The organism is Pandoraea sputorum, from assembly GCF_000814845.2.
Classification (GTDB): Bacteria; Pseudomonadota; Gammaproteobacteria; order Burkholderiales; family Burkholderiaceae; genus Pandoraea; species Pandoraea sputorum.
The window spans coordinates 161,631-187,173 of record NZ_CP010431.2 but is presented as its reverse complement, the minus strand read 5'-3'; the positions used below and the strand labels follow the sequence as shown (position 1 = coordinate 187,173).

Below are 25,543 nucleotides of genomic sequence, written 5' to 3'. Positions count from 1 at the left end.
CAACGCCGTCAATGACGCGTGTCCGGGGGGGAATGGGGATGCTTCTTGGCATATTGCAGAGCCGTCACGAAAAGTCGCACGTCGCGCGCGTCGGGCATGTCGGCGGCGCAGGAATCGAGGGGGGGAAATAGCAATGGCAAGCGCTGACGAAGCGGTTCGCGAAGCGGTGCACTTAACGCCATGAGCCGCACAAACCCTTCGCCGAGCAATTCGCTGTGCGACGGCGGCACCTCCACTGCGCACGGCACCGCATCGAGCACCGGCAACCGCGCGTACGCATAGGCCCACCGGGGCAATCCGAGCAGCGCAGCGCGACGACACAGACTGGCCTTGTGCACCTGACATCCCATCAGATAGGCCACCTGCGGCAACAATCGCCAGTTCAGTACCCAAGGCCGCTCCACGATCCCGATCTGATCGAACGGCCAGTGCCTGTCGAGACGAAATCCGGCGATGAGCATTTCGTTGATCACGGCCCGCTGACGCGGCGACGAGAACGGCGTCGGATAGATGAAGCGCACCGGATGGATGTACGACACCGGGTCGAACATCATCGTCCTCCAGCTCACGGCAATCGGACTCGGCGACTCGTGCAGATCGGGTGTCGGGTAGAAGGCCATCATCGGCCCTCCGACACTTGCGGCGTGACGTCAGTGCGCCGCGGCCACCTGACGCGCGCTCTCAGCGTCGCAGCGAGAACCGCGCAAGCCAGCACGCCGACCACCAGGAGCGGCCAGAGCGGGCGGCCTTCGTTCGTTCTCTTCTCGACCGGCAACGACGGCCCCGCACTGAGCGAGACCGGCTGCCGCGAGAGCACGACGGAGATATTCTCGTAGCGCACATCGTCGAAACTGTTCTTGAGAAATCGCCGGATGTCATTGATCAGCGCTGTCGCATCGACGTCGTTCCGATACACGACGACAGCAGAAATATGTGGACTGGATATCGCGGCACTGGAAGGCTGCGCATCGACGTCATAGCTCACATGCACGCGCGCCGCGAGTACGCCGCTCATCAATCGGACGGACTGCTCCAGCCGCTGCTCGATCGCAGAGTACAGGCGCGCCCGTTCGGCGCGCGGTGACGCCACGAGCGAATCGGGCGGGAACATCTGTGCGATTTCCATACGGGGACGCGACGGCAAGTCGTATGTCTTGAGCCAGTCCACCGCTTGCGGAAAATCGGCGGCGTCGACCGAAATCGAATAGCCCGCCTTTCCCCCGTCGGTCTTCTGCGTCGCGATGTCGTGACGCAGCAGCACGGCAGCCACTTCGTTGGCCTGCTGCTGGTCGAGCGCGCTGAGCAGCGTCTCGGCTTTGCGGCATCCCGTGAGCGCCAGCACTGCAACGAGGAGAAAGACGTAGCGGCGCATTACCGAAGCAGGGCCTCGACGGCCGCCACCGACTTACGCGCAAGCGAACTCGCCATGCCGACATCGATACCGTATACGGCGAGCCGATTCTGCAAGTCCATCGCGCTCTCCGGATTACTGGGATCGAAGCGCGACGCTGCCGCCGCGATGCCTGCGCGGTCCGCTTCGAAATCGGCGGACAGATTGGCCACCGCGTTCATGAAACGCGACTCCAGCGTCTGACCTGAAGCAGGATCGGTCGCAGACACCGATGCGTTGAGGTCCAGCGATCGGACCGATAACAGCGAAGGATCAAATAGCATGGCAGCCTCGTTCGATATGTCGGTGAAACACACGGGCAGTCGATGGCACGTGCATCAGTACTTGGAGATGACCCCTTGCGCCGTGTCCTTCAGTGTCTTGACGGTGCCGGACTGTGCTGCACGCATCGTCGTGTAGGCGGCCATGGCCGCCTGGAATTTGGCCATGCCCTCCGATTCGGTCGGGTCGCTTTTGATCAGCTCGATCGCCTCGTCCATGCGCTTCTTCAATTCCGATGTCGGTCCATTGAATTCCTTCGACAGCTGCTCGAGGTAAGTCAGGTCCTCGCCGTTCACTCCCGGAGTGCTCACGTTCATGGTTGTTCCAAGCTCCTGTGCGGCATTACTGCCGGTTGATAAATCGCCACTGATGCGGTCCGTCTTTCACATAAGCGCTCGGACCGTACGCGTACGATTGCTTTGCCGTCCAGTCATCGCGCAAATCGACGTTGAAGTGCACCAGACGCTTGCCCCACCGCCGCTCGAAGGTCTGCATAAAGCCATAGAGACGGCGCAACTGGACATCGTCGAGTTCCGTGCTGATGTGGAACGTCACGCCTTCAGGCGTGTCGGTGCGCAGAAACGGGACCATCTGACGTTTGAGCGCGTCCTCGGCTTCGCCGTTTGCTTCGGTTTCGTCATGCAGTGTGATGTTCACGCGGTGGGCATAGGGAATTCGCTCCAGCAGCGCCTGACGGAACTGCGTCATCTCCACGTCCGACAGCCCCTTCTGCTTGCGATTGATCCATAGCTCCGGCACGGCCGGGTCGTCGAGCGAGAGCTTGAAATACAGCACCTCGGTGCGCGATGTATCGATCCACTGCGTGATGCGCGCGTTCTCTTCGTCGAGCGCGACAAGCACCAGCTTTTCCCGCTTGATGACCTCTGCGCCGAGCGCGCGCGCCAATGCGTTACGCGCGTCGCCGTCTTCCGTAAGCACGTAGAGATGACTATCGTTACCGGGCAGCACGGTGGCGCGACCGCCGAGCGACTCGAGGTATTCCGACACGCTCTGCGCCTGGCGTTGCGGCTCCGAGCGCCAGTAAAAGAACGCGCTTGCGACGAGCAGCACGACGACAACGCACGACCAGAACGCCTGCTGCCAGCGTCGGCGCGCGTGCGCCGGACTCACCACGTCGTCGAGCCGCGTGCGGGCGCACAAGCTGCGCTGCACCTCGTCGGACCACGCAGCGTAGATACGCTTCACGCCCACGCGAACATCGCCAATGCGTGCGATCTGCGAGTCGTCGATGGCGACTTCCGCACCGGCACCTTCGTTGAGCACGCGCACGAACAGCCCCTCGCGTCCGGCGTCGTCGACCAGCACTTCGAAGTTGTCGCCACCTTCGCCGTCCATCGGCACATAGATGGCGTTGGGCGGCATTTCCGTCTGCCAGCCACGATCGAACGCGGGATCGCTGGGGCCGATGACGAAGAGCGTCACCCCGGGCGGCAGCGCGAACTCGCAGCCGCGCATCGGGCCAGTCAGCAGACGTAGCACCGCCCCTTGGGGAATGTCGTCGATCTCGTCGGGTCGGAGGTCTGATTCCATCATCTCTTCGCGAGCAAGCGATACCGGACTGTCAGTCGACGTCGGCGGTGTTCGTCGTTCGCGCTCCTCAACAATGAATTCGTTGAGGCTGAGAATACCGACCCGGGATCAGCGATTCATGATGGGATTCTTCGCATCCGGGAGATGCGTGATCAGGACTTCAAAAATCCGCTGCGCTATCGCGCGGCTGGTGAGGGCTGAGTGGGCGGAACGGGTGATAGGCGTTGCGCGCGGTCTCGATTCATGGCGTCGAGTTTGCCCTGGGCGGCAACGTCGCCCTGCGCGGCGGCCTTCCCGTACCACAGGCGTGCGCGCTCGGGATCGGGCGTCACAACGCCGTAGCCGCGCTCGTAATAGCTCGCCACGATGTATTGCGACGGCAGGTCACCGCCGCGCGCCGCTTTTTCGTACCAGGTGAAGGCAGTCTTGTAGTCTTTGGGCACGCCCCGCCCGATGAAGTACTCGTTGGCAATGGCCGCCTGCGCCTGCACATGGCCCTGCTTCGCGGCTTTCTCGTACCAGAGGTTGGCCTGAGGAATCGATTTGTTCACGACGTAGCCGTCGTCGAACATCTTGCCGTAGACGTATTGCGCCTGCGTCATGCCCGCGTTGGCGGCCCGCTCCAGCCATTGCACAGCGCCGTTGGGATCGGCCGTCCCCCCTCGCCGTTGAGCAGCATCATCGCGTAGTCGAACTGCGCGAGGCGATTGCCCTGCTCGGCGGCGCGGCGAAATGCGTCGAGCGCCTGCGTTTGCTGGCCCGCCTCGTACTGATGCACGGCCTGATCGGTGAGCGCCTGCGCCGGCGCCTGTGCGGCAGCGACCGCGTAGGGGACCGGGGCGCACGCAACGCCCGCAAGCACAATGACAGCACCGGCGAACACGCGGCGCAGGGCGAACGACGTCGGGACGGCTCGGGTCATGGCACACCTCCGGGAACGGACGTACGCCTATTGTGCGCCAAACAAAAAGCCCCGGCTTGAACCGGGGCTTCGGGGTGAGATCGCTGTCGTGCCATCGCACTTAGGCACTTGGGCACTTACGGCTTGATGTAGGCATAGCCCTTTTGCTGCAAGCGCGTCAGTTCGACCACGCCGGACGGTGTGAAGTCCGCGTCCAGCACAAACTGGTCCTTCTTCAGATTGCGCTGCTTGAGCGTGATTTCGCACACCTCGAACTTGACGCCGCGCGCGTGCAGGGCCGAGATCAGCGGCCCGACGGTCGCCGCATCCTTGTAACTCTCCATCAGAAAATCGACGCCCTGCGAATGCGCGACAACCACGATCTTGGTGTCCGGCACCGTGTCCAGCTGGTTGCGGATGTTGCGCAAGCCTGCGAGTGCCTGATGCTCGGCGTCGTTGATGTGATACACGACCTTGTCTTCCGCAAATGCCGACGTGGCCGGTACAGCGAAAACAGTGAACAGGAATGCGGTCAGCAGGCCGCGCAGCAAAGTCTTGATCATGAGAGTCCCCTTTCGCGATATCGGGTGTTGGCGATTGACGTTATAGATGCCAGTTACGTGTAACCAGCCGCATCATAGCGCGATGTCACATATCGGTTCTGTGACATCGCGGGCGTCATCCCGGAGGATGACGGCCAATTCGCACAAGCCGTCGCTCAGGCGGTCACTTCCGACCAGCAGTTCGGCGTCTCGTAAAGACGCAGACGCACCAGGCGCAGGTCGCGACCGTAATGCGCATCGAACACATGGCTCAGCTTGTCGAACGCCGCAGCGGCGAGATTCTCGACGGTCGGCACGCGATCGAACACCACGGTCTTGTGGTCGGGCATCGTCTCAAGGAAAGTGCGCACGGCCGTGTCGCCTTCATAGACGAGGAATGCGTGGTCCCACACCGACACGAGGTGCTCGTTGGCGAGCGCCTTCACGTCGGCAAAGTCCATCACCATGCCGTTGTCGGACGCACCGCTCTCACGGCTCACTTCGCCCGCAAGCGTGATTTCGAGCACGTAGCGATGCCCGTGCAGATTGCGGCACTGGCTTCGGTGATCGGGAATGCGGTGGCCCGCATCGAATTCGAGTTTCCGGGTAATCGTAATCACAGCAACGGCTCAGGGAATATTCAGGTATTTGTGCGTCTGCATCGACAACGACCAGCGCGGGTGCGACTTGCAATAGTCGATCGCCAGCCTGGTATTCGTGTCCCGCAACGGGCCATCCATCGGTTGCAGATAGAAGTGCGTGAAGTCGAGCGCTTCGTAATCGGCCAGACGCTGACGATCCTGCGGCACCACAACCTTCAGTTCGTCGCCACGCGTGACGATCAGTTCGGCATCGGCCTTCGGGCTCACGCACACCCAGTCGATGCCTTCGGGAATCGCTTGCGTGCCATTGGTTTCCACGGCAATGCGAAACCCCTCGGCATGCAACGCAGCGATCAGCGGCGCGTCGAGCTGAAGCAGAGGCTCGCCACCGGTGCACACGATGAAGCGGTGCGCGCGATCGTCCTGCGGCCACAGCGCGACGACCTGTGCGACGAGCTCGGCAGGTGTGCGGTACTTCCCGCCGTTCTCGCCATCGGTGCCGACGAAGTCCGTATCGCAGAACTGGCAGACGGCATCGGCGCGGTCCTCTTCGCGCCCGGTCCACAGGTTGCAGCCTGCGAACCGGCAGAACACGGCCGGGCGTCCGGCGTTTGCGCCCTCGCCCTGCAATGTGTAGAAGATTTCCTTTACCGCGTACGTCATGATGCTCTCGATTCGACTATGAAGAATCAGACCGCCTGGCGACCCTGATTCCGGTTATCGCGTGCCCGCCACTGCTCGTAGCCACGCTGACGCAACTGGCACGCCGGACATTCGCCGCATCCGTAGCCCCACGGGTGCAGCACGCTGCGCTCGCCCAGATAGCACGTGTGCGTGTCTTCGCGCACGGTCTCCACGAGCACGTCGCCGCCCAGATCCTGCGCCATCTGCCACGTATCGGCCTTGTCGATCCACATCAGCGGTGTCTCGACGATGAAGCGCTGGTCCATACCCAGATTAAGCGCGACCTGAAGCGCCTTCATGGTGTCGTCGCGGCAATCGGGGTAGCCGGAGAAATCCGTCTCGCACATTCCGCCGACGAGCACGCGCAAGCCACGGCGATACGCAATGGTCGCACCAATCGTCAGAAACAGCAGATTTCGTCCCGGTACGAAGGTGTTTGGCAGATTATTCGCCGCCATCGCAATCGTGGTTTCGCGCGTCAGCGAGGTTTCGCTGATCTGACCGAGAATCGACAGGTCGATCATGTGATCGTCGCCCAGTCGCGGCGCCCATTGCGGAAAACGTTCGCGGAGCTTCGCCAGCACGTCGGTGCGGCACTCGAGCTCGACGCTATGGCGCTGGCCGTAATCGAAACCCAGCGTCTCGACGCGCGCGTAGCGCGAGAGCGCCCACGCGAGGCAGGTGGTCGAATCCTGTCCACCGGAGAACAGAACCAGAGCGGAATCGGTGCTTGTCGTCATGATCATGCGCTAGCAGTATCGCCCTTGCCGTCGGAGCATCGAGGCATCGCGACAGCGGGGGCCGGGGCACGCGCTTGCGGTTGCCATCGAAGATCGGACCTTTCGGACATTCAGGACTTACGGACATCGCAGTCTCGAACGTCCCCGGACCTTCCGGGCAACCCGCGTGCGGGAGTTGTCACGCGATTTTGAACCGCGTTGCCCCGCGCAGCTATCGCCGGGCCGTTATACCCATCATCGGGCAGCGTTTTCGGTCAAACGCAAAAAGGGCTTGCGATATGCGCAAGCCCTTCGAATTTGGTGGCCTGGGTCGGAATCGAACCAACGACACGCGGATTTTCAATCCGCTGCTCTACCAACTGAGCTACCGGGCCAAGAGAAAAGAGATTATAGAGAACGAATACGCTTTGCGCAAGCCCCTACACTAAAAAATCTGCAGCGAAGCGGCATGGCGGCACCTTTGCACGCGCCACACCGCCGTTCCATCAGGTCTTGCTCTTGGACAGTTCGACGCCCAATTGCTTGAGCTTGCGATACAAGTGCGTGCGTTCCAGCCCGGTCTTCTCGGCCACACGCGTCATGCTGCCGTGTTCCTTGGCCAGATGGTAAGCAAAGTATGCGCGCTCGAACGCGTCGCGGGCTTCGCGAAGCGGGACGTCGAAGGAGATGTCCGCCGACATGCCCGCACCGGCCAGGCCGCTCACGCCGTCTGCATCGCTCACGCCAAGCGGCGCATGATGCGAGGCCGTACCGTTCAGACCCGCACCGGCGTGGCGCGACTCGCTCTCGCCGAAAACACCGGCTTCGAGCGCGTCGTCATCGCTTTCGAAGGCGCTCGCCGCCCCACTGGACGCTTCGCGTTTGCCGCGCGCCAACCCCTGCTCCACCGCCTGCAACAGCTTTTGCAGAGCAATGGGCTTCTCGAGGAAATTGAGCGCGCCGATCTTCGTCGCCTCAACGGCGGTGTCGATCGTGGCATGTCCGGACATCATGATCACGGGCATGGTCAGCAACTGCTGTGCCGCCCATTCCTTGAGCAAGGTCACGCCGTCGGTATCGGGCATCCAGATATCGAGCAGCACGAGATCGGGCGTGTGTGCGGCACGGAAAGCGCGCGCTTCCTGCGCGTTCTCCGCGACCTCCACGACATGCCCCTCGTCGCTCAGAATCTCCGAGAGCAGCTCCCGGATCCCCATTTCGTCATCCACCACCAAAATGGTTGCCATTTACGCTACCTTCGTGTGTTCTGCCGGCTTGCTGCGCGGCAGTTCCTGGTCGTCAGCCAATTGAGTAAACAAGATCGAAATCTGTGCACCTGCACTGCCTTCGCCCTCGGGTAAAGACCGGTTACGGATGTCGATACGCGCCTGATGCTCGTCGATGATCTTCTTGACCATCGCCAACCCGAGCCCGGTGCCCTTCGACTTGGTCGTCACGTAGGGTTCGAATGCGCGGGTCAGAATGCGCGCCGGGAAGCCCGGCCCATTGTCCGTGATCGTCAGACGCACTGCTGTGCGCTTCGGTTCGCCGGGATGCACATCCGTTCCTGCGTATTCTACTGTCTTCGTTTCCACCGTGATAAGAGGGTTTTCGGTTCCGCCGACCGCATCTTGAGCATTCTGCAGCAGATTATGGATAACCTGCCGCAATTGCGTCGAGTCTCCGCGGATCTCCGGCAGCTCGGCATCGAGATACGGACGGATCGTGCCGCGTCCTTCATCCACACCATACAACGTCAACACTTCGCCAATCAGCTCGTTGAGTTGCAACGGATGCATGATCGCGGGCGGCAGTCGCGCATAGTCGCGGAAATCGTCCACCATGCGCTTCATGGCCGCCACCTGATTGACGATGGTCGTCGCGCCCTTGCGCAATACTTCGGCGTCGGCCGGCGGCAGCTTGTCGGACAGCTTCATCTGCAAACGCTCCGCCGAGAGTTGAATCGGCGTGAGCGGATTCTTGATCTCGTGCGCCAGACGCCGCGCCACTTCGGCCCATGCCACCGAGCGCTGCGCGGAGATCACGTCGCTGATGTCGTCGAACACCACCACGTAGCCACCGCCTGCGCTGGTCGGCACCCCGGCCACCGCCACCATCGGCTCCGGCAGATGCGAGCCGCGCACCAGCAGCGTCACGCCGTCGGTTTCGCCTGGCAGCGTCAGACCGATCTGCTGCTGCCAGTGCCCGCGCGGGCCGACGTCGGCATTGGCGTCGCGATCGGCGAACGCACGACGTAGCGTTTCACCGAACTCTACCAGCGCCGGAATATGGGCGGGCGAGCGATTCAACTCGCCCTGAAAACTCTGCTTGAAGATGCGTTCGGCGCCGGCGTTGGCCGTCGTCAGTCGGAAATCGCGGTCGAAGACGAACACACCGGCCGTCAGGCTCGACAGAATGGACTCCAGGTGCGCCTTCGAACTTTCCAGCGCGAGCCGGTTGCGCTCGACGGTGGCGCGCGCGTCGGACAACTGACGCGTCATTGCATTGAAGGCCTGCGTCAGGAAACCCAGTTCGTCATTGGTACGCACCTCACCCTTGGGCGACAAGTCGCCGGCCGCCACTTCCTGCGTGCCGCGCGCGAGCAGAAACAGCGGACGCGCCAGCTGACTGCCGAGCGCCAGCGCGAGCATCATCGCCACGAAGGTCGCGAGGAATAGCGATAGCGTCAACGTACCGATGTACATCTTGCGAAGGCCCGTGCGTCCCAGCGCCTTCTCCTGATACTCGCGATAAGCGTTCTGCACGGCCTCGGCGCTCTTGGCCAGATTGGCCGGGACCAGTTGGGTGACTTGCAGAAACCGTTCGTCGTCCTGCAACGACGACGTGTAACTCGACGGAATGCGGATCACCACCCGCCAGCGCAACTGATCGTGTCCTTCGTGCCGGTCGTAGCCTTCGCTGCCGCCTTCGATGGCCGTGTAGCCACGCGGTTGCGTGCGCGCCTGTCGCAACATCAGCGCCGTGGGCAGATCGGGCACCAGCGCGTTGAAGTTGCCTGAGGCCGAGGCCAGCACGCGCCCGTTGCCGTCGACGATGGTCGCGTCCTGCAAGCCGAACTGATCTCGCATGCGCAGCAGCGTGAGCGTGCCGCCCTTCTCGCCGCTCGACGCCAGATTGTCGGCCACCAATTGCGCCTTCGCACTCAGATCGGACAAGCCGTTGTTCAGAATCGCACGCCCGAGTTCGAGACCGGAGTCGAGCGCCGTCTCAACCCGCACGTCAAACCACGATTCGATGCTGCGCGAGACGAATTGCAGCGACACGAGATAAATGATGCCGCCCGGCAGCACACCCACCAGCGCGAAAAAGATCGCGAGCTTGGCCAGCAGTCGCGTGCCGAAACGTCGCTGGCGCAGCCGTACGAGAATGATCCAGACGAGCGCGCCGACGATGAAGACGAAGATGAACGCGACCGCGATATTCGCGGTGTAGAGCAGCGAATAGTAGCGATCGAAGAATTCGGTATTGGCCGACGCAAGCGCAAGCAGGCCGAACAGACCGATGGCGACCAGCGCCATCGTGACGATCAGCGTGCGGATGACGATGTGCTTGAGCAAGCCGCTGCCGTTATTTGACACGGGCAGCTCCGGGCGGAAGGGCCGCATTGAAGGCCAGTGGCAATTTGCCTGTCGAGCGCGAGGCAGCATTCGCGGCGTTCGCAGGACTCGTCGCATCGGGCGATGCCGTCATTCCCGTCAGGCCGAAGCTCGCAGGCTCGGCGGACGGTGCCAGCGTGATCGGCACGGCTGCGCCGGACGCAGATGTCGATGCAGACGCTGTGACGGGCAGTGCCGCCACGGTCGGTACCGACAAGCTCGCCGAGGCCGACGGTTGCGCGGGCGTGAACAGGAAACGCGTCCAGTCCGAACTGAGGTTCCAGTCGCGGTTGTTCACTGCGTCGATCTGGAACGGCTTGGGCATGAGCGCGTTGTCGAGCCGCATGCGCACCGACACCTGATACTGCGTGCCCGGCTTGGCCACGCCCTTCTCGATCACGCGCCAGCCGCTGACATTGCGCACGAGCGCGAGCGCTTCGCGCAGCGAACCAAAACCGAGTTGCAGGCCGCCGCTGTTGCTGTTGCCGTTATTGCTGGAGACACGATATTGACGCGTGAGCGGTTGGAACCACAACCGCACGCTCTGCGACGTATTCACGACCTTCTCGTCGAACCAGTACCAGCGCGAGCGGGTCAGTTCGAAGTCCGTCGTGAAATAGAGGGAGATGCCGCGATTGACGGCATCTTCGAGACTGCTATTTAGCTCGAAGGCGAAGCGTGCGTCGAGCGACCAGCCGCCGTCCGACGGTTCGAGCCGGGCCTCGCGCACCTGAATTTCATTTTCGGCGCGCGCGGGTGCCGTGTAGCCGAGCGCAAAAACGCACAGCAGCAGTGGCAGCAGGCAGGCCAGTAGCCGTTGGGAGAAAGTCACCGTTTCTGGAAGCGAGCGTAGTAGAAACCGTCGTGGGCGCCGCCAGGGGTCATCAGCAATTGCCCGGGAGCGTCCAATCGTACCGCATCTGTGCGTACACGTTCAAACCATTGCGCTTGCTGCTCGTTTTCCGCCGGGAAGACGGAGCACGTCGCGTAGATCAGTTCGCCACCCACGGCCAGCGTCTCCCACAGCGCGAGCAGAATCCGGCGCTGCTCCTCGACCAGCGCGTCAATGTCGGCCTCGCGACGCAACCAGCGAATGTCCGGATGACGGCGCACGATGCCCGCCGCCGAACACGGCACGTCGGCCAGAATACGGTCGAACGGCACGCCGTCCCATCCCCCTCCGGACCATTTCGACGGATTGCCCGCGTCGCCGATGCGCACATCCGCTTCCAGCCCGAGACGTTCGAGATTCTCGTAGATGCGCGGCACGCGCGTGCGGTCCGATTCGAGCGCCGTCACCTGCACGTCCGCCATTTCCAGCAGATGGCCGGTCTTGCCGCCAGGGGCTGCGCAGGCGTCCAGCACGCGCATGCCGGGCGTCGGATGCTCGCCGAGCACCAGCGGCGCAGCCCGTTGCGCGCCGGCATCCTGCACCGAGACCCATCCGTCGGCGAAACCGGGCAGACGATCGACCGGCACCGCCTGCGCCAGACGCAGCGCCACCGGGCCAATGATCTCGGCCTCCATGCCAGCCTGCGCCAGCGCCGCCTGCATGGCGTCCACGCTGACACGACGCGTGTTCACGCGCAGCGTCATCGGTCCGCGGCCATTGCCAGCGGCCAGCAGCGTCTCCCATTGGTCGGGATAGGCACGGCGCACGGTGTCGATCCACCATGCCGGGTAATTCCAGCGCGCTTCGGGTTGCGTCTCGATCTGTGCCATCAACGCGCTGCGCTCACGCAGGAAGCGCCGCAGCACTGCGTTGGCGAGCCCTTTCGCCGCCGCCGTGCGACGCTGCGCGGCAATGGCTTCGACCGCCTGATCGACGACCGTAAATTCGGTGTACGCAGCACCTTCGGCATCGTCTTGCAGCAACGCGAGCGCGCATAGAAGGATGTCGCGCACGCGTGCCTGCAAGGCCGGCTTGACCAGCACGGCGAGCAGCGCGCGGCTGCTGCCCAGACGTCGCACGGCGCGGTAAGCGAGATCCTGCGTAGCAGCACGCACGGTCGGTGCGCACTGGGCGGTGGCTTGCGTCAGCGCCTGCGGCAATGCGGTGCCCTTCTGGACAGATTCGACGGCCTGTGCAGCGCGTTGCAGCACATAGGCCAGGGATTCGGTGGGCAGACTCGGTTGCGGCATGGGCACTCTACAAACAAACATGCCCGCACGACGGCGGGCATGGGAGGGTAACTGGACGGCTGTCGGCCGACAGGATATCAGACGGGGTATTGGCCGGTGCGAGCCATCTCCATCAGACGCGCCACGCGCTCTTCGGTTGCCGGGTGGGTCGAGAACAGGTTCGCAAGACGCCCGCCGGACAGCGGATTCATGATCATCATCTGCGCCGTGGCCGGGTGCTGCTCGGCCGTGTCGAACGGAATCCCTTGCGCGTAACGATGAATCTTGTCGAGTGCCATCGCGAGCGACTGCGGGTCGCCGGAGATCTCGGCACCGCCCCGGTCGGCTTCGAATTCACGGGCGCGCGAGATTGCCATCTGAATCAGAGAGGCGGCCAGCGGCGCGAGAATCGCCACGGCAATGCTGGCGATCGGATTGGCCGGACGGCCGTTCTCGTCGCGTCCGCCGAAGAACATCGCGAAGTTGGCGAGCGCGGAAATCGCACCGGCCATCGTGGCGGAAATCGTCGAGATGAGAATGTCGCGATGCTTCACGTGGGCCAGCTCGTGCGCCATCACCCCACGCAGCTCACGGTCGGAGAGCACGCGCAGGATGCCGGTCGTCGCGGCCACCGCAGCGTTCTCCGGATTGCGGCCGGTCGCGAACGCGTTCGGCGCGTCTTCGTTGATCAGATAGACCTTCGGCATCGGCAGGCCAGCACGTTGCGACAACTCCCGCACCATGTTGTAGAACTGCGGCGCGCTGGTCTCGTCGACTTGCTGCGCGTTGTACATGCGCAGCACCATCTTGTCCGAAAACCAGTACGAAAAGAAATTCATCGCGAGCGCGAACGCCAGCGCGAGCATCATGCCCTGCTTGCCGCCGATCATGCCGCCCACCACCATGAACAACGCGGTGATGGCCGCCATCAGCAGGGTGGTCTTCATCCAATTGAACATAGTGTTCTCCTCTGCAAATCCTTGATGACCTCACGGATCACGCACTTTGCGTGTCCTCGGGCGTTAGATGGCGTCGCTTACCGAAAATTCAACGTCCCCGGCACCGGTGTCGACTAATTTTTCAGACGTTCACCGGGTTTGCATACGACTTCGAAGACGTTTTACGCCATTTTCGCGCTGTTTTGATGTCCGGAACGTAGAATCCCAGACTCACGCGTCACGTTCGAAACGCTCAGCCTGCCGCGCCAGCCGCAAACAGGTCGCCCGTCGCCAGTGCGAAGCCCGCCAGGAACTCGCGCACCGGCAGGCGCTTTCCGCCAGGCTTCTGGCACTCGGTCACGCGCAGCGCGCCTTCGCCGCAGGCGATGACGATGGCGTCAGCACTCACTTCGAGCACCGCACCGGGGGGAGTGCCCGGCTTGCCCGCCACGGCGCTCGCGCGCCAGAGCTTCACGGGCGTGTCGTGCACGGTACCCAGCGCACCGGGGAACGGATCGAACGCCCGCACCTGCCGTGCCAGCGTCTCGGCGGGCTTGTTCCAGTCGAGCACCGCTTCCTGCTTGGCGATCTTCTCGGCATACGTGACCCCCGACTCGGGCTGCGGTTCGGACGGCAGATGGCCGTCGCGTGCGAGCCGCTGCAACGCTTCAACGATCATCTTTCCGCCCAGCGCCGCCATACGGTCGTGCAGCGTCGCCGTCGTATCTTCGGGACCGATGGGTTCGGCTTCGCGCGAAATCATCGCACCGGTGTCGAGTCCGGCGTCCATCTGCATGATGGTGATGCCGGTCTCGGCGTCGCCCGATTCGATGGCACGGTGAATTGGCGCAGCGCCGCGCCAGCGGGGCAGCAGCGAGCCGTGAATGTTCAGACAGCCGTGGCGCGGCAGATCGAGTACTTCCTGCGGGAGGATCAGGCCGTAGGCGGCCACCACCATGACGTCGGGCGCGAGTGCGCGCAATTGCTCGATGGCCGCTGTCGCTTCTTCCGGGTACTTGCCGTTACGGCGCAACGACGGCGGCTGCGCCACCGGCATGCCGTGTTCCAGCGCATAGCGTTTGACGGGGCTGGCCTGAAGCTTCATGCCACGTCCAGCAGGACGATCAGGCTGAGTAAGCACCAACTCCACGGAGAAGCCAGCGACATCGATGGCGGCGAGCGCGGTTTGTGCGAATTCCGGTGTACCGGCGAAAACGATGCGAAGCGTCATGATGGACTTCCTCCTGCGGGGTGCAAACCTGGTGCTGCCGGTGGCCCCGGCGAATGCGACGACTTACTGTACGGCGGCGGGCGCAGCCAAAGCGGCGGAAGCCGTGGCGGGTGCCGCGGGCACGAATGCGCGGAAACGCTCGTTCGTGTCGCCGGCGCGGCCGCCCTGCCAGATCTCGCGCCAGGCGTCCGGCACCGCGATGCGCGCCGCTGCCTTATCGAGCACCAGCAGCGTGTCGCAGCGTGAAGCGTCGTCGAGGCTCGAAAGCTGCACCGGACGCACGTCGATGAAATAGTCGAGCATAGCCCGCTCGGATTCGCCCACGTTGAACGATCCGATGCAAGCGCTCGCTCCGGATTTTCCTGCCTCAGTCGCCTCTCTCGCCTCTCTCGCCTCCGTCGTCTTCATGGCTTTCGTTGCCCGCGGCACTTGCGCCAGCGCCTCATGCAACGCGGCGAACGGCGTGCGATAGCTGCGTGCTTCGTTGACCCACGGCAGCAGCAGCGTCGAAAGCGTTCCCCAGACAAACATCAGCCCAGCGAAACCGAACACGAGTGCACCGAGCGCACGACGATGCACGATGGCCGTCACCCACAATGCCGCGATCACGAGACCTGCGAGGAACAACCCCGGCGAGAACGGCAGCACGTAATCGAGTGGCAACCATTTGCCGATCGGACCCGCGGCGACGTGCCCGTTTCCGGTCAGTTGCAGCCCCCAGCGCACCCAGAGGAAGACGCCCAGCACACTCATGAGCACCAGCGCCACGCCCGACCACGTCTTCTCCAGCCACGACGGCAGGCGCACGCCTGCGCCCAGCACGGCGATAGCCGGGAAGAGCGACAACATATAGATGTCGCGGATGGCCGACGACACCACCAGCGTCAACACGAACAGCACGGCATACAGCCACAGCATGGCGAGTTCCGGGCGTTCGCCGACGAAGCGTCGCAGACGTTCGCCGGTGCCTTGGCGCAGCTGTGAAATCAGCGCGCCCACGGCAAGCCAGCCCGCCGGAAAGGTCAGCCCAAGCAAGCTGGTCACGTCGTTCCAGTACGACTTGCGTTCGCCCCCGAGATGCACAAAGCCGAAGAACCGGCCGAAGTTGTTATCCCAGAACCACTCGATGAACAGCGGCTCGGACGCGCGCCAGAACAACATCGGCCAGACGATCAGCCACGGCAGCGAGGCGAGCACCGCCCAACCGAGCGCCGTCGCGTAACGGCGCGTGCGATACGCAGGCAACACGAAGACGGCCAGTGCCGTGAGGCCCAGCACACCGGGTACGAGCAAGCCTTTGCTGAGGAACGCGATGCCAGCGCCTGTGCCGAAGAGCAGCCCCCACAGACGGGCGGAATTCTCGGCCCGCGCCAGACGCGCGAGCGCCGCCAGCGCGAGTGCGGCACCGGCCAGTTGCGGCACGTCGGCCGTGAGTTTGTGAATGTTTTCGATGGCCCCGAAGCTGCCGACCATGAGCATCGGCGCGAGCCAGTTGAAGGTGTCGGAACCATAGAGGCGCTGCGCCAGACGTCCCACGCAGATCACCGCAATGACGAGCCACGCGAGCACCGCGAACTGCGCACCCTGGAACACCGGCAGTACGGCGGACGTCACACGCGCGAACATCGCCCCCGTCCAGTACATGACGGGCGGCTTCTCGACGAATGGATCGGCGGCCACGCGCGGCACGATCAGGTCGTGACCTCGGAAGAAGTTGAGCACCATGCCGACCGAATACGGTTCGTCGGCTTTCCAGGGGTCGCGGTCGAACAGGCCCGCGAGCAGGAACGCGAACAGCAGTGCGGCGCTCAGCCAGAAAACAAAACGGGTACGGGAAGACGGCGTAGGCGTGGCGATGGACATCTCGTCAGACAGTCGGGGTGATTGGCCCGACGGCAGACGTTCGAGACGCCCCGTCGCAGCAGCGGAAGGCGGGCGCATGGCCCGCGAGCGCTGCAAGTATAGAGGACTTTAGCGGGCGCACCCAAACCTGATGGCGCGCGGCCGATGAGGTGCGCCGTGGCGATCAGGCGCGATCAGGCGCGTTCGGCCTGCTTCTTCATCTTCGCCTTGATGCGGTTGCGCTTGAGCGGCGAGAGGTACTCGACGAACACGCGCCCCTTGAGGTGATCCATCTCGTGCTGAATGCACACGGCGAGCAGATCGTCCGCGTCGATAACGAACTTCTCGCCCTTCTCGTTAAGCGCTTCGACGCGCACACGATCCGCGCGCTCGACTTCGTCGTAAATGCCCGGCACGGAGAGGCAACCCTCTTCGTAGACCTTTTGTTCGTCGCTACGCCACACGATCTTCGGATTGATGAACACGCGCAGTTCGTCGCGCGTCTCCGAGAGGTCCATCACGATGACTTGCTCGTGCACGTCGACCTGCGTGGCCGCGAGGCCGATGCCGGGGGCGTCGTACATGGTCTCGGCCATGTCCTTGACGAGTTGACGGATCCGGTCGTCGACCTCGGTGACCGGCTTGGCCACCTTGTGCAGACGCGGATCGGGATATTGAAGAATTGTCAGTAATGCCATGATGAAAACGGGAATTCGCCGCATTGCCCTGCGGGCGGCCGCACGCGCAAAATCGTGTGATCACGCAGGCGTACGGCAATGTCTGTCGCGCGCCCCGTTTGCTCTGGCCCCCCGGTCAATGCTTACCGGATGATGAAAAATTTTAGCATAGCGCTATCGTCGACGCTGGCGGCCGACGCGCCCCCGGCCGCTCGCGACGCCCGTCCCGCCTGCCTCACGCGCCATTCCTGTACGTCGAGGAACGAGAATCCCGCCCAGTTCGGGGCCACGCCCTCCAATGGACAGATCGGTGCGGGCCCGGAGGAAATCAAGGACTGGTTGCGCCTGTGCCACACGCCGGGTGTGCCGTCAGCGGCGGTCCGCCGTCTGCTGGCCGCCTTCGGTCCCCCCGACGCGATCTTCGGGGCATCGCGCGGCGCGTTGTCCGACGTGGTGCCTGTGGACGTCGTCGGGCGGTTGCTGGCGCGTACGTCTGCCGAATTGTCGACGCAAATCGCCGTCACGCTCGAATGGGCGGACCGACCGGGATGCGCCGTCGTTACTTTGTCCGAAACCGCCTATCCCCGCGCGTTGCTGACGCTCGGCGACCCACCGCCGATCCTGTATTACCGGGGCGACGGGACCCTGGCCAACCGGTCGGGAGACGACGGCGAGCGGGCCGTGGCCATTGTCGGTAGTCGTCGCGCCTCGCCTCAGGGATGCGACAACGCACGGCACTTCGCCCGGGGGCTGGGGGACGCGGGTGTCGCCGTCGTGTCGGGGCTCGCCGCCGGGATCGACGCGGCCGCACATGAGGGCGCGCTGGAGACGTTCGGGGGCACGTGCGCGGTCATCGGCACCGGCGCGGACATCGTCTACCCGACGCGCCATCGCGCACTGGCCGAACAGATCGCCGAACGGGGCCTGATGCTGTCGGCGTTCCCGATCGGCACACCGCCCCGCCCAGAGCACTTTCCCCGTCGCAACCGGCTGATCGCGGCACTCGCCCGGTGTACGGTGGTCATCGAGGCGACCACGCACTCCGGCTCGCTCATTACGGCGCGCCTTGCCGGTGAACTGGGACGCGACGTCCTTGCCGTGCCCGGTTCGATCCACTCGCCGCACAGTCAGGGGTGCCACGTACTCATTCGGGACGGGGCCACCCTCGTCACTTCGCCGGACGACGTGCTGGAAGCGCTGGGCCTGACGCCATCCTCCCCGGAAAGCGTCGTGCCCAGCGACCGCAAGCGTCAACGCCGTCCCTCACCCTCCCGAGCGGACGGCGCAACGCCGGATCACGGCAGACGGATTGCTCAAGGCAGCAATGACGGGCACGCGCCCCCCGTGCCGGATGTTCATGTCAGCCCGAAGCAGACGAAGGCAGACGTAAACACGGTCGTAGCGACAGACGCCCCGGCGGGCACGACAGCGGTTCTGAAGGCGCTGGGGTATGATCCCGTCAACGCGGACACCCTCTGCGAGCGCACCGGCCTCGGTATTGCCGACGTGCTGGCGCAACTGGGCGCACTGGAACTCGGCGGCCATGTCGCCCGTCTGCCGGGCGGCAGGTTCAGCCGACTGACTTTATCCGACTGACATCAGCCAGCTGATGTCGGCCCCCTGAAGTCCTGCCACGAGGGTCAAACAACGCGCTTCTGCCCGTCACCCCCCAAACACAGCAACCGACATCACCGATACCATGCCCGTTTTCGATCCCGTCGCCGACCGTTCTGCACTGGCTGCCGCGCTGGCCGGGGGCAACACGCGTCTCGTGGCCTGTCTGTGCGCGGCGTGGTGCGGCACCTGCCGTGAATACGCGCAAACCTTCGAGCAACTGGCCGCGAAGCATCCCGAGCTATGTTTCGTCTGGGTGGATATCGAAACACACGCCGACTGGCTCGACGACCACGACATCGAGAATTTCCCGACCTTGCTGGTTCAGGATGCACCGCAATCGGCGGGTCAGGCCCGCTTCTTCGGCCCGGTGCTGCCGGCCATCGGGATTCTCGATCGCATGCTCGACGCCGACGTACTGGGCAACGCCACGGTCGCGGCCCCCGCGCTGCGCGAGCATCTGCGGGACGCGTGAGCCCGCGTCGGCCCCGCCCTTGCCGACGGCTTGCGACGCGCTTATGATGTGCCGCTTTCAGGCACGCCTTGTGCCCGATCCGACGGCAACGCCGGATTGGCTATATGTTATAAAGCCAACGAATGTCGCCTGGCGACACCCCCTCAACATTACCTAACGTCATGTCAAAAGCTCTGATCATTGCCGAGAAACCGTCCGTCGCGAATGACATCGCGCGGGCGCTGGGCGGCTTTACCAAGCATGACGAGTACTTCGAGAGCGACGATTACGTCGTCTCGTCGGCGGTTGGCCACCTCGTCGAAATCGGCGCGCCGGAAGACTATGAAGTCAAACGCGGCAAGTGGAGCTTCGCCAACCTTCCCGTGATTCCCCCGCACTTCGACCTCAAGCCGATCGCCAAGAGCGAGTCGCGTCTGAAGGTGCTCACCCGCCTCATCAAGCGTAAGGACATCGACGTCCTGATCAACGCCTGTGACGCGGGGCGCGAAGGGGAACTGATTTTCCGTCTGATCGCGCAGCACGCGAAGGCCAAGCAACCGGTCCAGCGCCTGTGGCTTCAGTCGATGACGCCGCAATCGATTCGCGACGGCTTCAAGCGTCTGCGTACCGACGACGACATGCTCCCGCTGGCCGACGCCGCGCGCAGCCGTGCCGAAGCCGACTGGCTGGTCGGCATCAACGGCACGCGCGCCATGACGGCGTTCAACAGCAAGGGCGGCGGCTTCTTCCTGACGACGGTCGGTCGCGTGCAAACGCCGACGCTGTCGATCGTGGTCGAGCGCGAAGAGAAAATTCGCAAGTTCGTGTCGCGCGACTACTGGGAAGTCAAAGCCGAGTTCGTCGCCGCAGCGGGCTTCTACGAAGGCCGCTGGTTCGACCCGAATTTCAAGCGCAACGAATTCGATCCCGAGCAGCGCGATTCGCGTCTGTGGAGCGTGGCGGCCGCTGAGTCGGTCGTCGCCGCAGTGCGCGGCAAGCACGGCACCGTCACAGAAGAATCGAAGCCGTCGAGCCAGCTCTCGCCGCTGCTGTTCGATCTGACCAGCTTGCAGCGCGAGGCCAACAGCCGCTTCGGTTTCTCCGCAAAGAACACGCTCGGTCTGGCGCAGGCGTTGTACGAAAAGCACAAGGTGCTGACGTACCCGCGTACCGACGCACGCGCGCTGCCGGAAGACTACCTGGAGACCGTCAAGGAAACGATGGCGGTGCTCAAGGAGAGCAACAACTATCATCAGTTCGCCAATCAGGTCCTGAACAAGGGCTGGGTCAAGCCGAACAAGCGGATCTTCGACAACAGCAAGATCAGCGATCACTTCGCCATCATCCCGACGCTGCAGGCGCCGAAGAACCTCTCCGAGCCGGAGCAGAAGCTGTACGACCTCGTGGTCAAGCGCTTCCTGGCGGTGTTCTTCCCGGCCGCCGAGTATCAGGTGACGACCCGCATCACGGAGGTGGTCGGTCATCACTTCAAGACCGAAGGCAAAGTGCTCGTGCAGGCTGGATGGCTTGCCATCTACGGCAAGGAGGGCGCTGACGACGGCAAGGATGCGAAGGACACCAAGGAAGACCAGCCGAATCTCGTGCCGGTCGCCAAGGACGAAAAGGTCGGTGTCGACAAGGTCGCGGCCGTCGGCCTGCAAACCAAGCCGCCTGCACGCTACAGCGAAGCGACGCTGCTTTCCGCCATGGAAGGCGCGGGCAAGCTCGTGGAAGACGGCGAGTTGCGCGAAGCGATGGCGGGCAAGGGTCTGGGCACACCGGCCACGCGCGCGGCCATCATCGAAGGCTTGTTGACGGAAAAGTACCTCGTGCGCGAAGGCCGCGAGCTGCATCCGACGGCCAAGGCGTTCCAGTTGATGACGCTGCTGCGCGGCCTGGGCGTGGACGAACTCACGCTGCCGGAACTCACGGGCGAATGGGAGGCCAAGCTCTCGCAGATCGAGCGCGGCGGCCTCAAGCGCGACGAGTTCATGCACGAAATCGCGCAAATGACGCAGACCATCGTCAAGCGCGCGAAGGAATACGATTCCGACACCATCCCCGGCGATTACGCGACGCTCACGACGCCGTGTCCGCACTGTGGCGGCGTGGTCAAGGAAAACTACCGCCGTTTCGCCTGCACGAACTGCAATTTCTCGATCTCGAAGATCCCGGGCGGACGTCAGTTCGAAATCCCGGAAGTCGAAGAGCTGCTGCAGAACAAGACGATCGGACCGCTGTCGGGTTTCCGCAGCAAGATGGGACGTCCGTTCTCGGCCATCATCAAGCTCTCCCCCGATGACGAAATGGGCTACAAGCTCGAATTCGACTTCGGTCAGGATAACGGCGACGAAGATGGCGAAGCCCCGGACTTCACGGGTCAGGAGCCGGTCGGTCATTGCCCGAAGTGCAACGGCCGTGTGTTCGAGCACGGTATGCGTTACGTGTGCGAAAACGCCGTGGCGAATCCGAAGACCTGCGACTTCACGTCGGGCAAGGTGATTCTCCAGCAGGAAATCACGCGCGAGCAGATTCACAAGCTGCTCACCGAAGGCAAGACGGACTTGCTCACGAACTTCAAGTCGTCGCGCACCGGTCGCACGTTCAAGGCTTATCTGGCCAAGCAGAAGGACGGCAAGATCGGCTTCGAATTCGAGGCGAAAGCCCCGAAGAAGACCGTAGCGAAGGCGGGTGACGGCGACGCGAAGGGTGACGAAGGCGACGAGAAGGCCACGCCCGCACGCAAGACGGCGTCGAAAACCGCAGCGTCCAAGGCACCGGCCAAGAAGGCGGCCGCCAAGAAGACGACGGCCAAGGCCAAACCGGCGACCAAGAAGGCAGCGGCGAAATCCGACGACACCGCCTTCGACGAAGACGACGCACCGTTCTAAGTACGTCATGTCCCCGATGAAGCGCTGCAGCTTCATCGGTTCGGGCAATGAAAAACGGCCACCTCCTCACGGAAGTGGCCGTTTTGCTTTCCGAAGCCAGCCGCTAAGGTTGCTGAAGTCGCTAATGTCACCAAGTCGCTGGCGTCGCTAATGCCCCCTTAGGCTGCGTCACATCTGAATTTCAGTGGCAGGGGTCGACATCTTGGGTGGCACCCAGCGCTCGGCGGCCGAAATACCTTCGTTCTGACGGAAGTACTCGACCGTCAGATCGATGAAGCCACGCGTCTTTGCCGACAGATACTTACGGCTCGGGTAGACGAGCGAGACGTCGATGGGTGTCTGCGAATAGTTGCGCATCAGTGCCACGAGATCGCCGTCGCGCACGTCGTTCCCCACCAGGTACGACGGCAGGAAAGCGATCCCATGCCCGAGCAACACCGACTGACGCAGAAGCGCCGTGTTGTTGCAGATAAGCTTGTTCTGCACGCGCACACGCACTTCGCCGTCCGGGCCGGCAAACACGCGGTCGTCGCTCCAGAACTCGCTGGGCAGGCCCAGCACACCGTGTTCGCCCAGTTCCTGCGGCGTGACCGGCTCACCATGTTCGGCGATGTACGCGGGCGAAGCGCACAACATTACACGCGTCTCCGCGAGCACACGCGAAATCAGGCTTTCGCTGTTGATCATGCGCGTGAGCAGAATGCCGCAGTCGTAACCTTCTTCGACCAGATCGACGGCCCTGTCGGTCAGCGTGAGATCGACCACGACCTTCGGATGCAGCTCCTGATACTTCTTGACCAGCGGTGCGAGGTTGCGCACCCCGAATGACACGGGCGCGACGACCTTCAAAGTACCTTTGGGGTCGCGTGACGCGCTGGAGATGAGGGCGTCGGCTTCGTCGACTTCATCGATGATCTGCCGGCAGCGTTCGAGATACACCTGACCGGCGCCGGTCAGCGACAGGCTGCGGGTGGTGCGGTTGAGCAAGCGAACGCCGAGATGCGATTCAAGTTCTGCGACGTGCCGCGTGACAACAGCGGCGGACAAGTCCATCTGGGCGGCCGTACGGGCGAAACTCCCGTTATCGGCGACTTTGACGAAAACGCGCATCGATTGCAGACGGTCCATGTTGTTTCCAATCGTGATGTGCCGCGTCGTTCCGGCAGAAGCGCATAGGGCGTATGCGCGTATGGGCAGACCGGCAAGCTGCCAGCACTGCGGATACCTGGGGAAACTCGCCAAAACCCGCGGGCACCGGTCGGACCGCCGCCCCGGCGGTTCCGGGGCGAGCCTCGCGCGTGCCGCCAGGGCTGTCGACACGGCGGGGACTTCAATAAGGCGCTAGCTTACCGTAGACGACAAAAAATTGCCTGCCGCGGCAATGATTTCGGTGCACGTCAGGCGTGCCGCGTGCGCACCGCGACGCAAGAATCCACTTCCAATGCGGCAATTCGCGCAACGACGTCCCGCATTGCAGGCGTCTCACGCGGCTTGCATGCCGCCGACCCGGCTGTTTGACGCAGGTCACGGCGCGCCGCGCGTGCCGGGGCTAGAGTCGAGTGTCTCCTATTGTTTCGGGCCTCGTCATGAACCCCCTTCCCATTTTGTCGACGCCTTGCGCCAGTTCGCCTGACGATCCGCATGCCAGCAAACCGTGCCCGGGCTGCACGTCCCGCAATTTGGGAGAGGATCCCGGGCATTCTCGCTGTCAGTCCCGCGCAGCGGCATCTTCCCGCACGGCGCCGTCGTCTCTGGCATCGGCCAGTCCTGTTCAGTTCGACGCCCGTCTGCTCGGCCGTTACGACGTAAACGGACCACGCTACACTTCGTATCCGACCGCGCTGCAATTCCACGACGATTTCGGTGTCGGCGACTACGCCCGCGCCGCCGCGCAATCCAAGCGCACCGGCAAACCGGTCTCGCTGTATCTGCACGTGCCGTTTTGCGACACGGTGTGCTTCTACTGCGCGTGCACCAAGATCGTGACGAACAATCGCTCGCATGCAGAAGCCTACGTGGCGCGGCTTCATGCGGAACTCGCGCGTCAGGCGTCGTTGCTCGGCGCGGGCCGCACGCTCGCACAGATGCACTGGGGCGGTGGCACCCCGACGTTCCTCTCACTGGAACAGATCGCCTCGCTCGTCGACGCGATCAGCCGTCACTTTGTCATGACGCCCGACGACAGCGCCGAATACGCCATCGAGATCGATCCGCGCAGCGCGGGACCGGCGTCCATTCGCGCGCTGCGGGCCCTCGGCTTCAACCGGCTCTCCATCGGCGTGCAGGACTTCGATCCGCGTGTTCAGGAAGCGATTCACCGTGTGCAGCCGCGCGCGCTCGTCGAAGCGACGTTGGACGCCGCACGCAGTTGCGGCTTCAAGTCGGTCAATTTCGATCTGATCTACGGCCTGCCCCATCAGACAACCGCCTCCTTCTCGAATACGCTCGATGCCGTCATCGAGATGGCCCCGGAGCGTTTGTCGGTCTTCAGCTACGCACATCTGCCCGAGCAGTTCAAGATGCAGCGCTGTCTGCCCGACGCACTGCCGGACGGTCCCGAAAAACTTGCGCTGCTACAAACGATCATTGCGCGGCTGACCGCAGCCGGTTACGTCTACATTGGCATGGATCACTTCGCGCGCCCCGACGACGAACTCGCCCTCGCGCAAGCGGCTGGCACGCTGCATCGCAACTTCCAGGGTTACAGCACGCGGGCCGATTGCGATCTCATTGGCGTGGGCATGTCGGCCATCGGCCGTGTCGGCGACAGCTATGCGCAGAACGCCAAAACCCTCAAAACGTATTACGACGCCATCGACGCGGGCGGGCTGGCGATTGCGCGCGGCGTGCAACTCGATCGGGACGACCACATCCGGCGCGATGTCATCTCGCGACTCATGTGTCACATGGCGCTGGATTTCAGCGCAATCGAAGACGCCCACGACATCGACTTCGTCGCTTACTTCGCGAGCGAACTCGGCGAGTTGGCCGATCTCGCGGCAGACGGGCTCGTGGCCATCGATGCGCACGGACTGCGCGTGCTGCCTGCCGGGCGCCTGCTCGTGCGTGTGGTGGCGCAAGTGTTCGACGGCTACCGCCGCAGCGCCGCCAACGCGCGGTGCGCCAAGGTGATGTGACGTCGACAGAACGTAGGTGCCGGGTCACGCAAGCCGTCACATAAAAGGAAAACGCCCGGTGGGATCTCCACCGGGCGTTTCTCATTCTCGACGGCATCGAAGGATGATCGATGCCGTGTTCGGATGCGCTGTTGCCTTCAGCAGCAACGGCCACCGCTCTTGCCGCCGTAGCGCGCTTCCTGCCGTTCGCGGAAGAACGCCTCGTAGCTCATGACCGGCCGATCCGGATGCGTGGCCTGCATGTGCGCCACGTACGTGTCGTAATCGGGCAGGCCGACCATCAATCGCATGGCTTGTCCCAGATATCGTCCGACCTTGCCGACTTCATCGAGCATGGGGTGTCCTCCGCT

22 protein-coding genes, 1 tRNA gene and 2 pseudogenes are annotated in these 25,543 nt (G+C 63.5%); 4 read left to right on the top strand and 21 right to left on the bottom strand.

Features of this window, described 5'->3' with window-relative positions; genetic code table 11:
• Nucleotides 1-8: 8 nt before the first annotated feature.
• From NA29_RS00800 to def, 19 genes and pseudogenes are all read right to left on the bottom strand, one after another.
• Nucleotides 9-623 (bottom strand): type III secretion apparatus protein OrgA/MxiK, encoded by a 615-nt coding sequence (locus tag NA29_RS00800; protein ID WP_052252425.1) that lies wholly within the window; start codon nt 621-623, stop codon nt 9-11.
• A complete protein-coding gene (locus NA29_RS00795; RefSeq protein WP_072633162.1) occupies nt 620-1,372 on the bottom strand; it encodes an EscJ/YscJ/HrcJ family type III secretion inner membrane ring protein in 753 nt (250 codons plus the stop codon). The genes NA29_RS00800 and NA29_RS00795 overlap by 4 nt, the downstream gene beginning before the upstream one ends.
• Complete coding sequence (gene sctI / locus NA29_RS00790; RefSeq protein ID WP_039394628.1) at nt 1,372-1,674, bottom strand: type III secretion system inner rod subunit SctI; 303 nt, start codon at nt 1,672-1,674, stop codon at nt 1,372-1,374. Before sctI ends, NA29_RS00795 begins: the two co-directional genes overlap by 1 nt.
• 54 nt (nt 1,675-1,728) lie before the next feature.
• Nucleotides 1,729-1,989 carry an EscF/YscF/HrpA family type III secretion system needle major subunit gene (locus NA29_RS00785; RefSeq protein WP_039394626.1) on the bottom strand — a complete coding sequence of 87 codons (261 nt, stop codon included), beginning with the start codon at nt 1,987-1,989 and terminating at the stop codon, nt 1,729-1,731.
• A gap of 25 nt (nt 1,990-2,014) precedes the next feature.
• Nucleotides 2,015-3,226, bottom strand: a complete 1,212-nt coding sequence (locus tag NA29_RS00780; RefSeq protein ID WP_039394622.1) for a PrgH/EprH family type III secretion apparatus protein — start codon at nt 3,224-3,226, stop codon at nt 2,015-2,017.
• A 173-nt stretch (nt 3,227-3,399) separates the two neighbouring features.
• Nucleotides 3,400-4,145, bottom strand: a pseudogene (locus NA29_RS00775) (tetratricopeptide repeat protein).
• 116 nt (nt 4,146-4,261) lie between these two features.
• A complete protein-coding gene (locus NA29_RS00770; protein ID WP_069342998.1) occupies nt 4,262-4,684 on the bottom strand; it encodes a DsrE family protein in 423 nt (140 codons plus the stop codon).
• Nucleotides 4,685-4,842: 158 nt separating this feature from the next.
• A complete protein-coding gene (gene queD, locus NA29_RS00765; protein WP_411829204.1) occupies nt 4,843-5,283 on the bottom strand; it encodes a 6-carboxytetrahydropterin synthase QueD in 441 nt (146 codons plus the stop codon).
• Nucleotides 5,284-5,295: 12 nt separating this feature from the next.
• Nucleotides 5,296-5,931 (bottom strand): 7-carboxy-7-deazaguanine synthase, encoded by a 636-nt coding sequence (queE, locus tag NA29_RS00760; RefSeq protein WP_039394610.1) that lies wholly within the window; start codon nt 5,929-5,931, stop codon nt 5,296-5,298.
• A 26-nt stretch (nt 5,932-5,957) separates the two neighbouring features.
• Entirely contained in the window at nt 5,958-6,698 is a 741-nt protein-coding gene (queC, locus tag NA29_RS00755) for a 7-cyano-7-deazaguanine synthase QueC (protein ID WP_039394606.1), read from the bottom strand.
• 292 nt (nt 6,699-6,990) lie between these two features.
• A tRNA-Phe gene (locus NA29_RS00750) sits at nt 6,991-7,066 on the bottom strand.
• 111 nt (nt 7,067-7,177) lie between these two features.
• On the bottom strand, nt 7,178-7,918 hold the full coding sequence (locus NA29_RS00745; RefSeq protein WP_039394603.1) for a response regulator: 741 nt from the start codon (nt 7,916-7,918) through the stop codon (nt 7,178-7,180).
• Nucleotides 7,919-10,297, bottom strand: coding sequence for a sensor histidine kinase (locus NA29_RS00740; RefSeq protein ID WP_269458452.1), 2,379 nt, complete (start codon nt 10,295-10,297; stop codon nt 7,919-7,921).
• A 226-nt stretch (nt 10,298-10,523) separates the two neighbouring features.
• Nucleotides 10,524-11,120 (bottom strand): annotated as a pseudogene (locus NA29_RS00735) (DUF4390 domain-containing protein); the annotation flags it as partial.
• Nucleotides 11,117-12,451, bottom strand: coding sequence for a 16S rRNA (cytosine(967)-C(5))-methyltransferase RsmB (rsmB, locus tag NA29_RS00730; RefSeq protein ID WP_371328953.1), 1,335 nt, complete (start codon nt 12,449-12,451; stop codon nt 11,117-11,119). The gene rsmB and the pseudogene NA29_RS00735, both read right to left, overlap by 4 nt.
• A 56-nt stretch (nt 12,452-12,507) precedes the next feature.
• The gene (gene htpX / locus NA29_RS00725) at nt 12,508-13,368 is read right to left on the bottom strand and encodes a zinc metalloprotease HtpX (RefSeq protein ID WP_039394597.1); all 861 of its coding nucleotides are present in this window, start codon (nt 13,366-13,368) and stop codon (nt 12,508-12,510) included.
• A 232-nt stretch (nt 13,369-13,600) separates the two neighbouring features.
• On the bottom strand, nt 13,601-14,578 hold the full coding sequence (gene fmt / locus NA29_RS00720) for a methionyl-tRNA formyltransferase (protein ID WP_039394594.1): 978 nt from the start codon (nt 14,576-14,578) through the stop codon (nt 13,601-13,603).
• A gap of 63 nt (nt 14,579-14,641) precedes the next feature.
• A complete protein-coding gene (locus tag NA29_RS00715) occupies nt 14,642-16,519 on the bottom strand; it encodes an ArnT family glycosyltransferase (RefSeq protein WP_052252424.1) in 1,878 nt (625 codons plus the stop codon).
• Between the two features lie 95 nt (nt 16,520-16,614).
• Nucleotides 16,615-17,118, bottom strand: coding sequence for a peptide deformylase (gene def, locus NA29_RS00710; RefSeq protein WP_039394591.1), 504 nt, complete (start codon nt 17,116-17,118; stop codon nt 16,615-16,617).
• Nucleotides 17,119-17,247: 129 nt separating this feature from the next.
• On the opposite strand from def, the gene dprA reads away from it, so the two are divergent.
• From dprA to NA29_RS00695, 3 genes are all read left to right on the top strand, one after another.
• Nucleotides 17,248-18,693 (top strand): DNA-processing protein DprA, encoded by a 1,446-nt coding sequence (dprA, locus tag NA29_RS00705; protein ID WP_224786742.1) that lies wholly within the window; start codon nt 17,248-17,250, stop codon nt 18,691-18,693.
• 103 nt (nt 18,694-18,796) lie between these two features.
• Nucleotides 18,797-19,186, top strand: coding sequence for a thioredoxin family protein (locus tag NA29_RS00700; RefSeq protein WP_039394588.1), 390 nt, complete (start codon nt 18,797-18,799; stop codon nt 19,184-19,186).
• Between the two features lie 161 nt (nt 19,187-19,347).
• Nucleotides 19,348-22,056 (top strand): DNA topoisomerase III, encoded by a 2,709-nt coding sequence (locus NA29_RS00695; RefSeq protein ID WP_039394586.1) that lies wholly within the window; start codon nt 19,348-19,350, stop codon nt 22,054-22,056.
• Between the two features lie 168 nt (nt 22,057-22,224).
• Here NA29_RS00695 and NA29_RS00690 read toward each other — a convergent pair whose 3' ends face one another.
• Nucleotides 22,225-23,184 (bottom strand): LysR family transcriptional regulator, encoded by a 960-nt coding sequence (locus NA29_RS00690; protein WP_039394583.1) that lies wholly within the window; start codon nt 23,182-23,184, stop codon nt 22,225-22,227.
• Nucleotides 23,185-23,642: 458 nt separating this feature from the next.
• On the opposite strand from NA29_RS00690, the gene hemN reads away from it, so the two are divergent.
• Nucleotides 23,643-25,193, top strand: a complete 1,551-nt coding sequence (gene hemN, locus NA29_RS00685; protein WP_084103334.1) for an oxygen-independent coproporphyrinogen III oxidase — start codon at nt 23,643-23,645, stop codon at nt 25,191-25,193.
• A 137-nt stretch (nt 25,194-25,330) separates the two neighbouring features.
• Here hemN and NA29_RS00680 read toward each other — a convergent pair whose 3' ends face one another.
• On the bottom strand, nt 25,331-25,528 hold the full coding sequence (locus tag NA29_RS00680; protein ID WP_039394580.1) for a YbdD/YjiX family protein: 198 nt from the start codon (nt 25,526-25,528) through the stop codon (nt 25,331-25,333).
• Between the last annotated feature and the right edge of the window lie 15 nt (nt 25,529-25,543).

What these genes read in the sequence shown, in the direction of transcription:
- dprA (WP_224786742.1), top strand. Translation starts at nt 17,248, where the DNA reads ATGATGAAAAATTTTAGCATAGCGCTATCGTCGACGCTGGCGGCCGAC.
- htpX (WP_039394597.1), bottom strand. Translation starts at nt 13,368, where the DNA reads ATGTTCAATTGGATGAAGACCACCCTGCTGATGGCGGCCATCACCGCG.
- NA29_RS00700 (WP_039394588.1), top strand. Translation starts at nt 18,797, where the DNA reads ATGCCCGTTTTCGATCCCGTCGCCGACCGTTCTGCACTGGCTGCCGCG.
- NA29_RS00715 (WP_052252424.1), bottom strand. Translation starts at nt 16,519, where the DNA reads ATGCGCCCGCCTTCCGCTGCTGCGACGGGGCGTCTCGAACGTCTGCCG.
- NA29_RS00780 (WP_039394622.1), bottom strand. Translation starts at nt 3,226, where the DNA reads ATGATGGAATCAGACCTCCGACCCGACGAGATCGACGACATTCCCCAA.
- NA29_RS00745 (WP_039394603.1), bottom strand. Translation starts at nt 7,918, where the DNA reads ATGGCAACCATTTTGGTGGTGGATGACGAAATGGGGATCCGGGAGCTG.
- rsmB (WP_371328953.1), bottom strand. Translation starts at nt 12,451, where the DNA reads ATGTTTGTTTGTAGAGTGCCCATGCCGCAACCGAGTCTGCCCACCGAA.
- def (WP_039394591.1), bottom strand. Translation starts at nt 17,118, where the DNA reads ATGGCATTACTGACAATTCTTCAATATCCCGATCCGCGTCTGCACAAG.
- NA29_RS00690 (WP_039394583.1), bottom strand. Translation starts at nt 23,184, where the DNA reads ATGGACCGTCTGCAATCGATGCGCGTTTTCGTCAAAGTCGCCGATAAC.
- hemN (WP_084103334.1), top strand. Translation starts at nt 23,643, where the DNA reads ATGAACCCCCTTCCCATTTTGTCGACGCCTTGCGCCAGTTCGCCTGAC.
- NA29_RS00695 (WP_039394586.1), top strand. Translation starts at nt 19,348, where the DNA reads ATGTCAAAAGCTCTGATCATTGCCGAGAAACCGTCCGTCGCGAATGAC.
- NA29_RS00785 (WP_039394626.1), bottom strand. Translation starts at nt 1,989, where the DNA reads ATGAACGTGAGCACTCCGGGAGTGAACGGCGAGGACCTGACTTACCTC.
- fmt (WP_039394594.1), bottom strand. Translation starts at nt 14,578, where the DNA reads ATGACGCTTCGCATCGTTTTCGCCGGTACACCGGAATTCGCACAAACC.
- NA29_RS00740 (WP_269458452.1), bottom strand. Translation starts at nt 10,297, where the DNA reads ATGCGGCCCTTCCGCCCGGAGCTGCCCGTGTCAAATAACGGCAGCGGC.
- queE (WP_039394610.1), bottom strand. Translation starts at nt 5,931, where the DNA reads ATGACGTACGCGGTAAAGGAAATCTTCTACACATTGCAGGGCGAGGGC.
- queC (WP_039394606.1), bottom strand. Translation starts at nt 6,698, where the DNA reads ATGATCATGACGACAAGCACCGATTCCGCTCTGGTTCTGTTCTCCGGT.
- NA29_RS00680 (WP_039394580.1), bottom strand. Translation starts at nt 25,528, where the DNA reads ATGCTCGATGAAGTCGGCAAGGTCGGACGATATCTGGGACAAGCCATG.
- NA29_RS00795 (WP_072633162.1), bottom strand. Translation starts at nt 1,372, where the DNA reads ATGCGCCGCTACGTCTTTCTCCTCGTTGCAGTGCTGGCGCTCACGGGA.
- sctI (WP_039394628.1), bottom strand. Translation starts at nt 1,674, where the DNA reads ATGCTATTTGATCCTTCGCTGTTATCGGTCCGATCGCTGGACCTCAAC.
- NA29_RS00800 (WP_052252425.1), bottom strand. Translation starts at nt 623, where the DNA reads ATGATGGCCTTCTACCCGACACCCGATCTGCACGAGTCGCCGAGTCCG.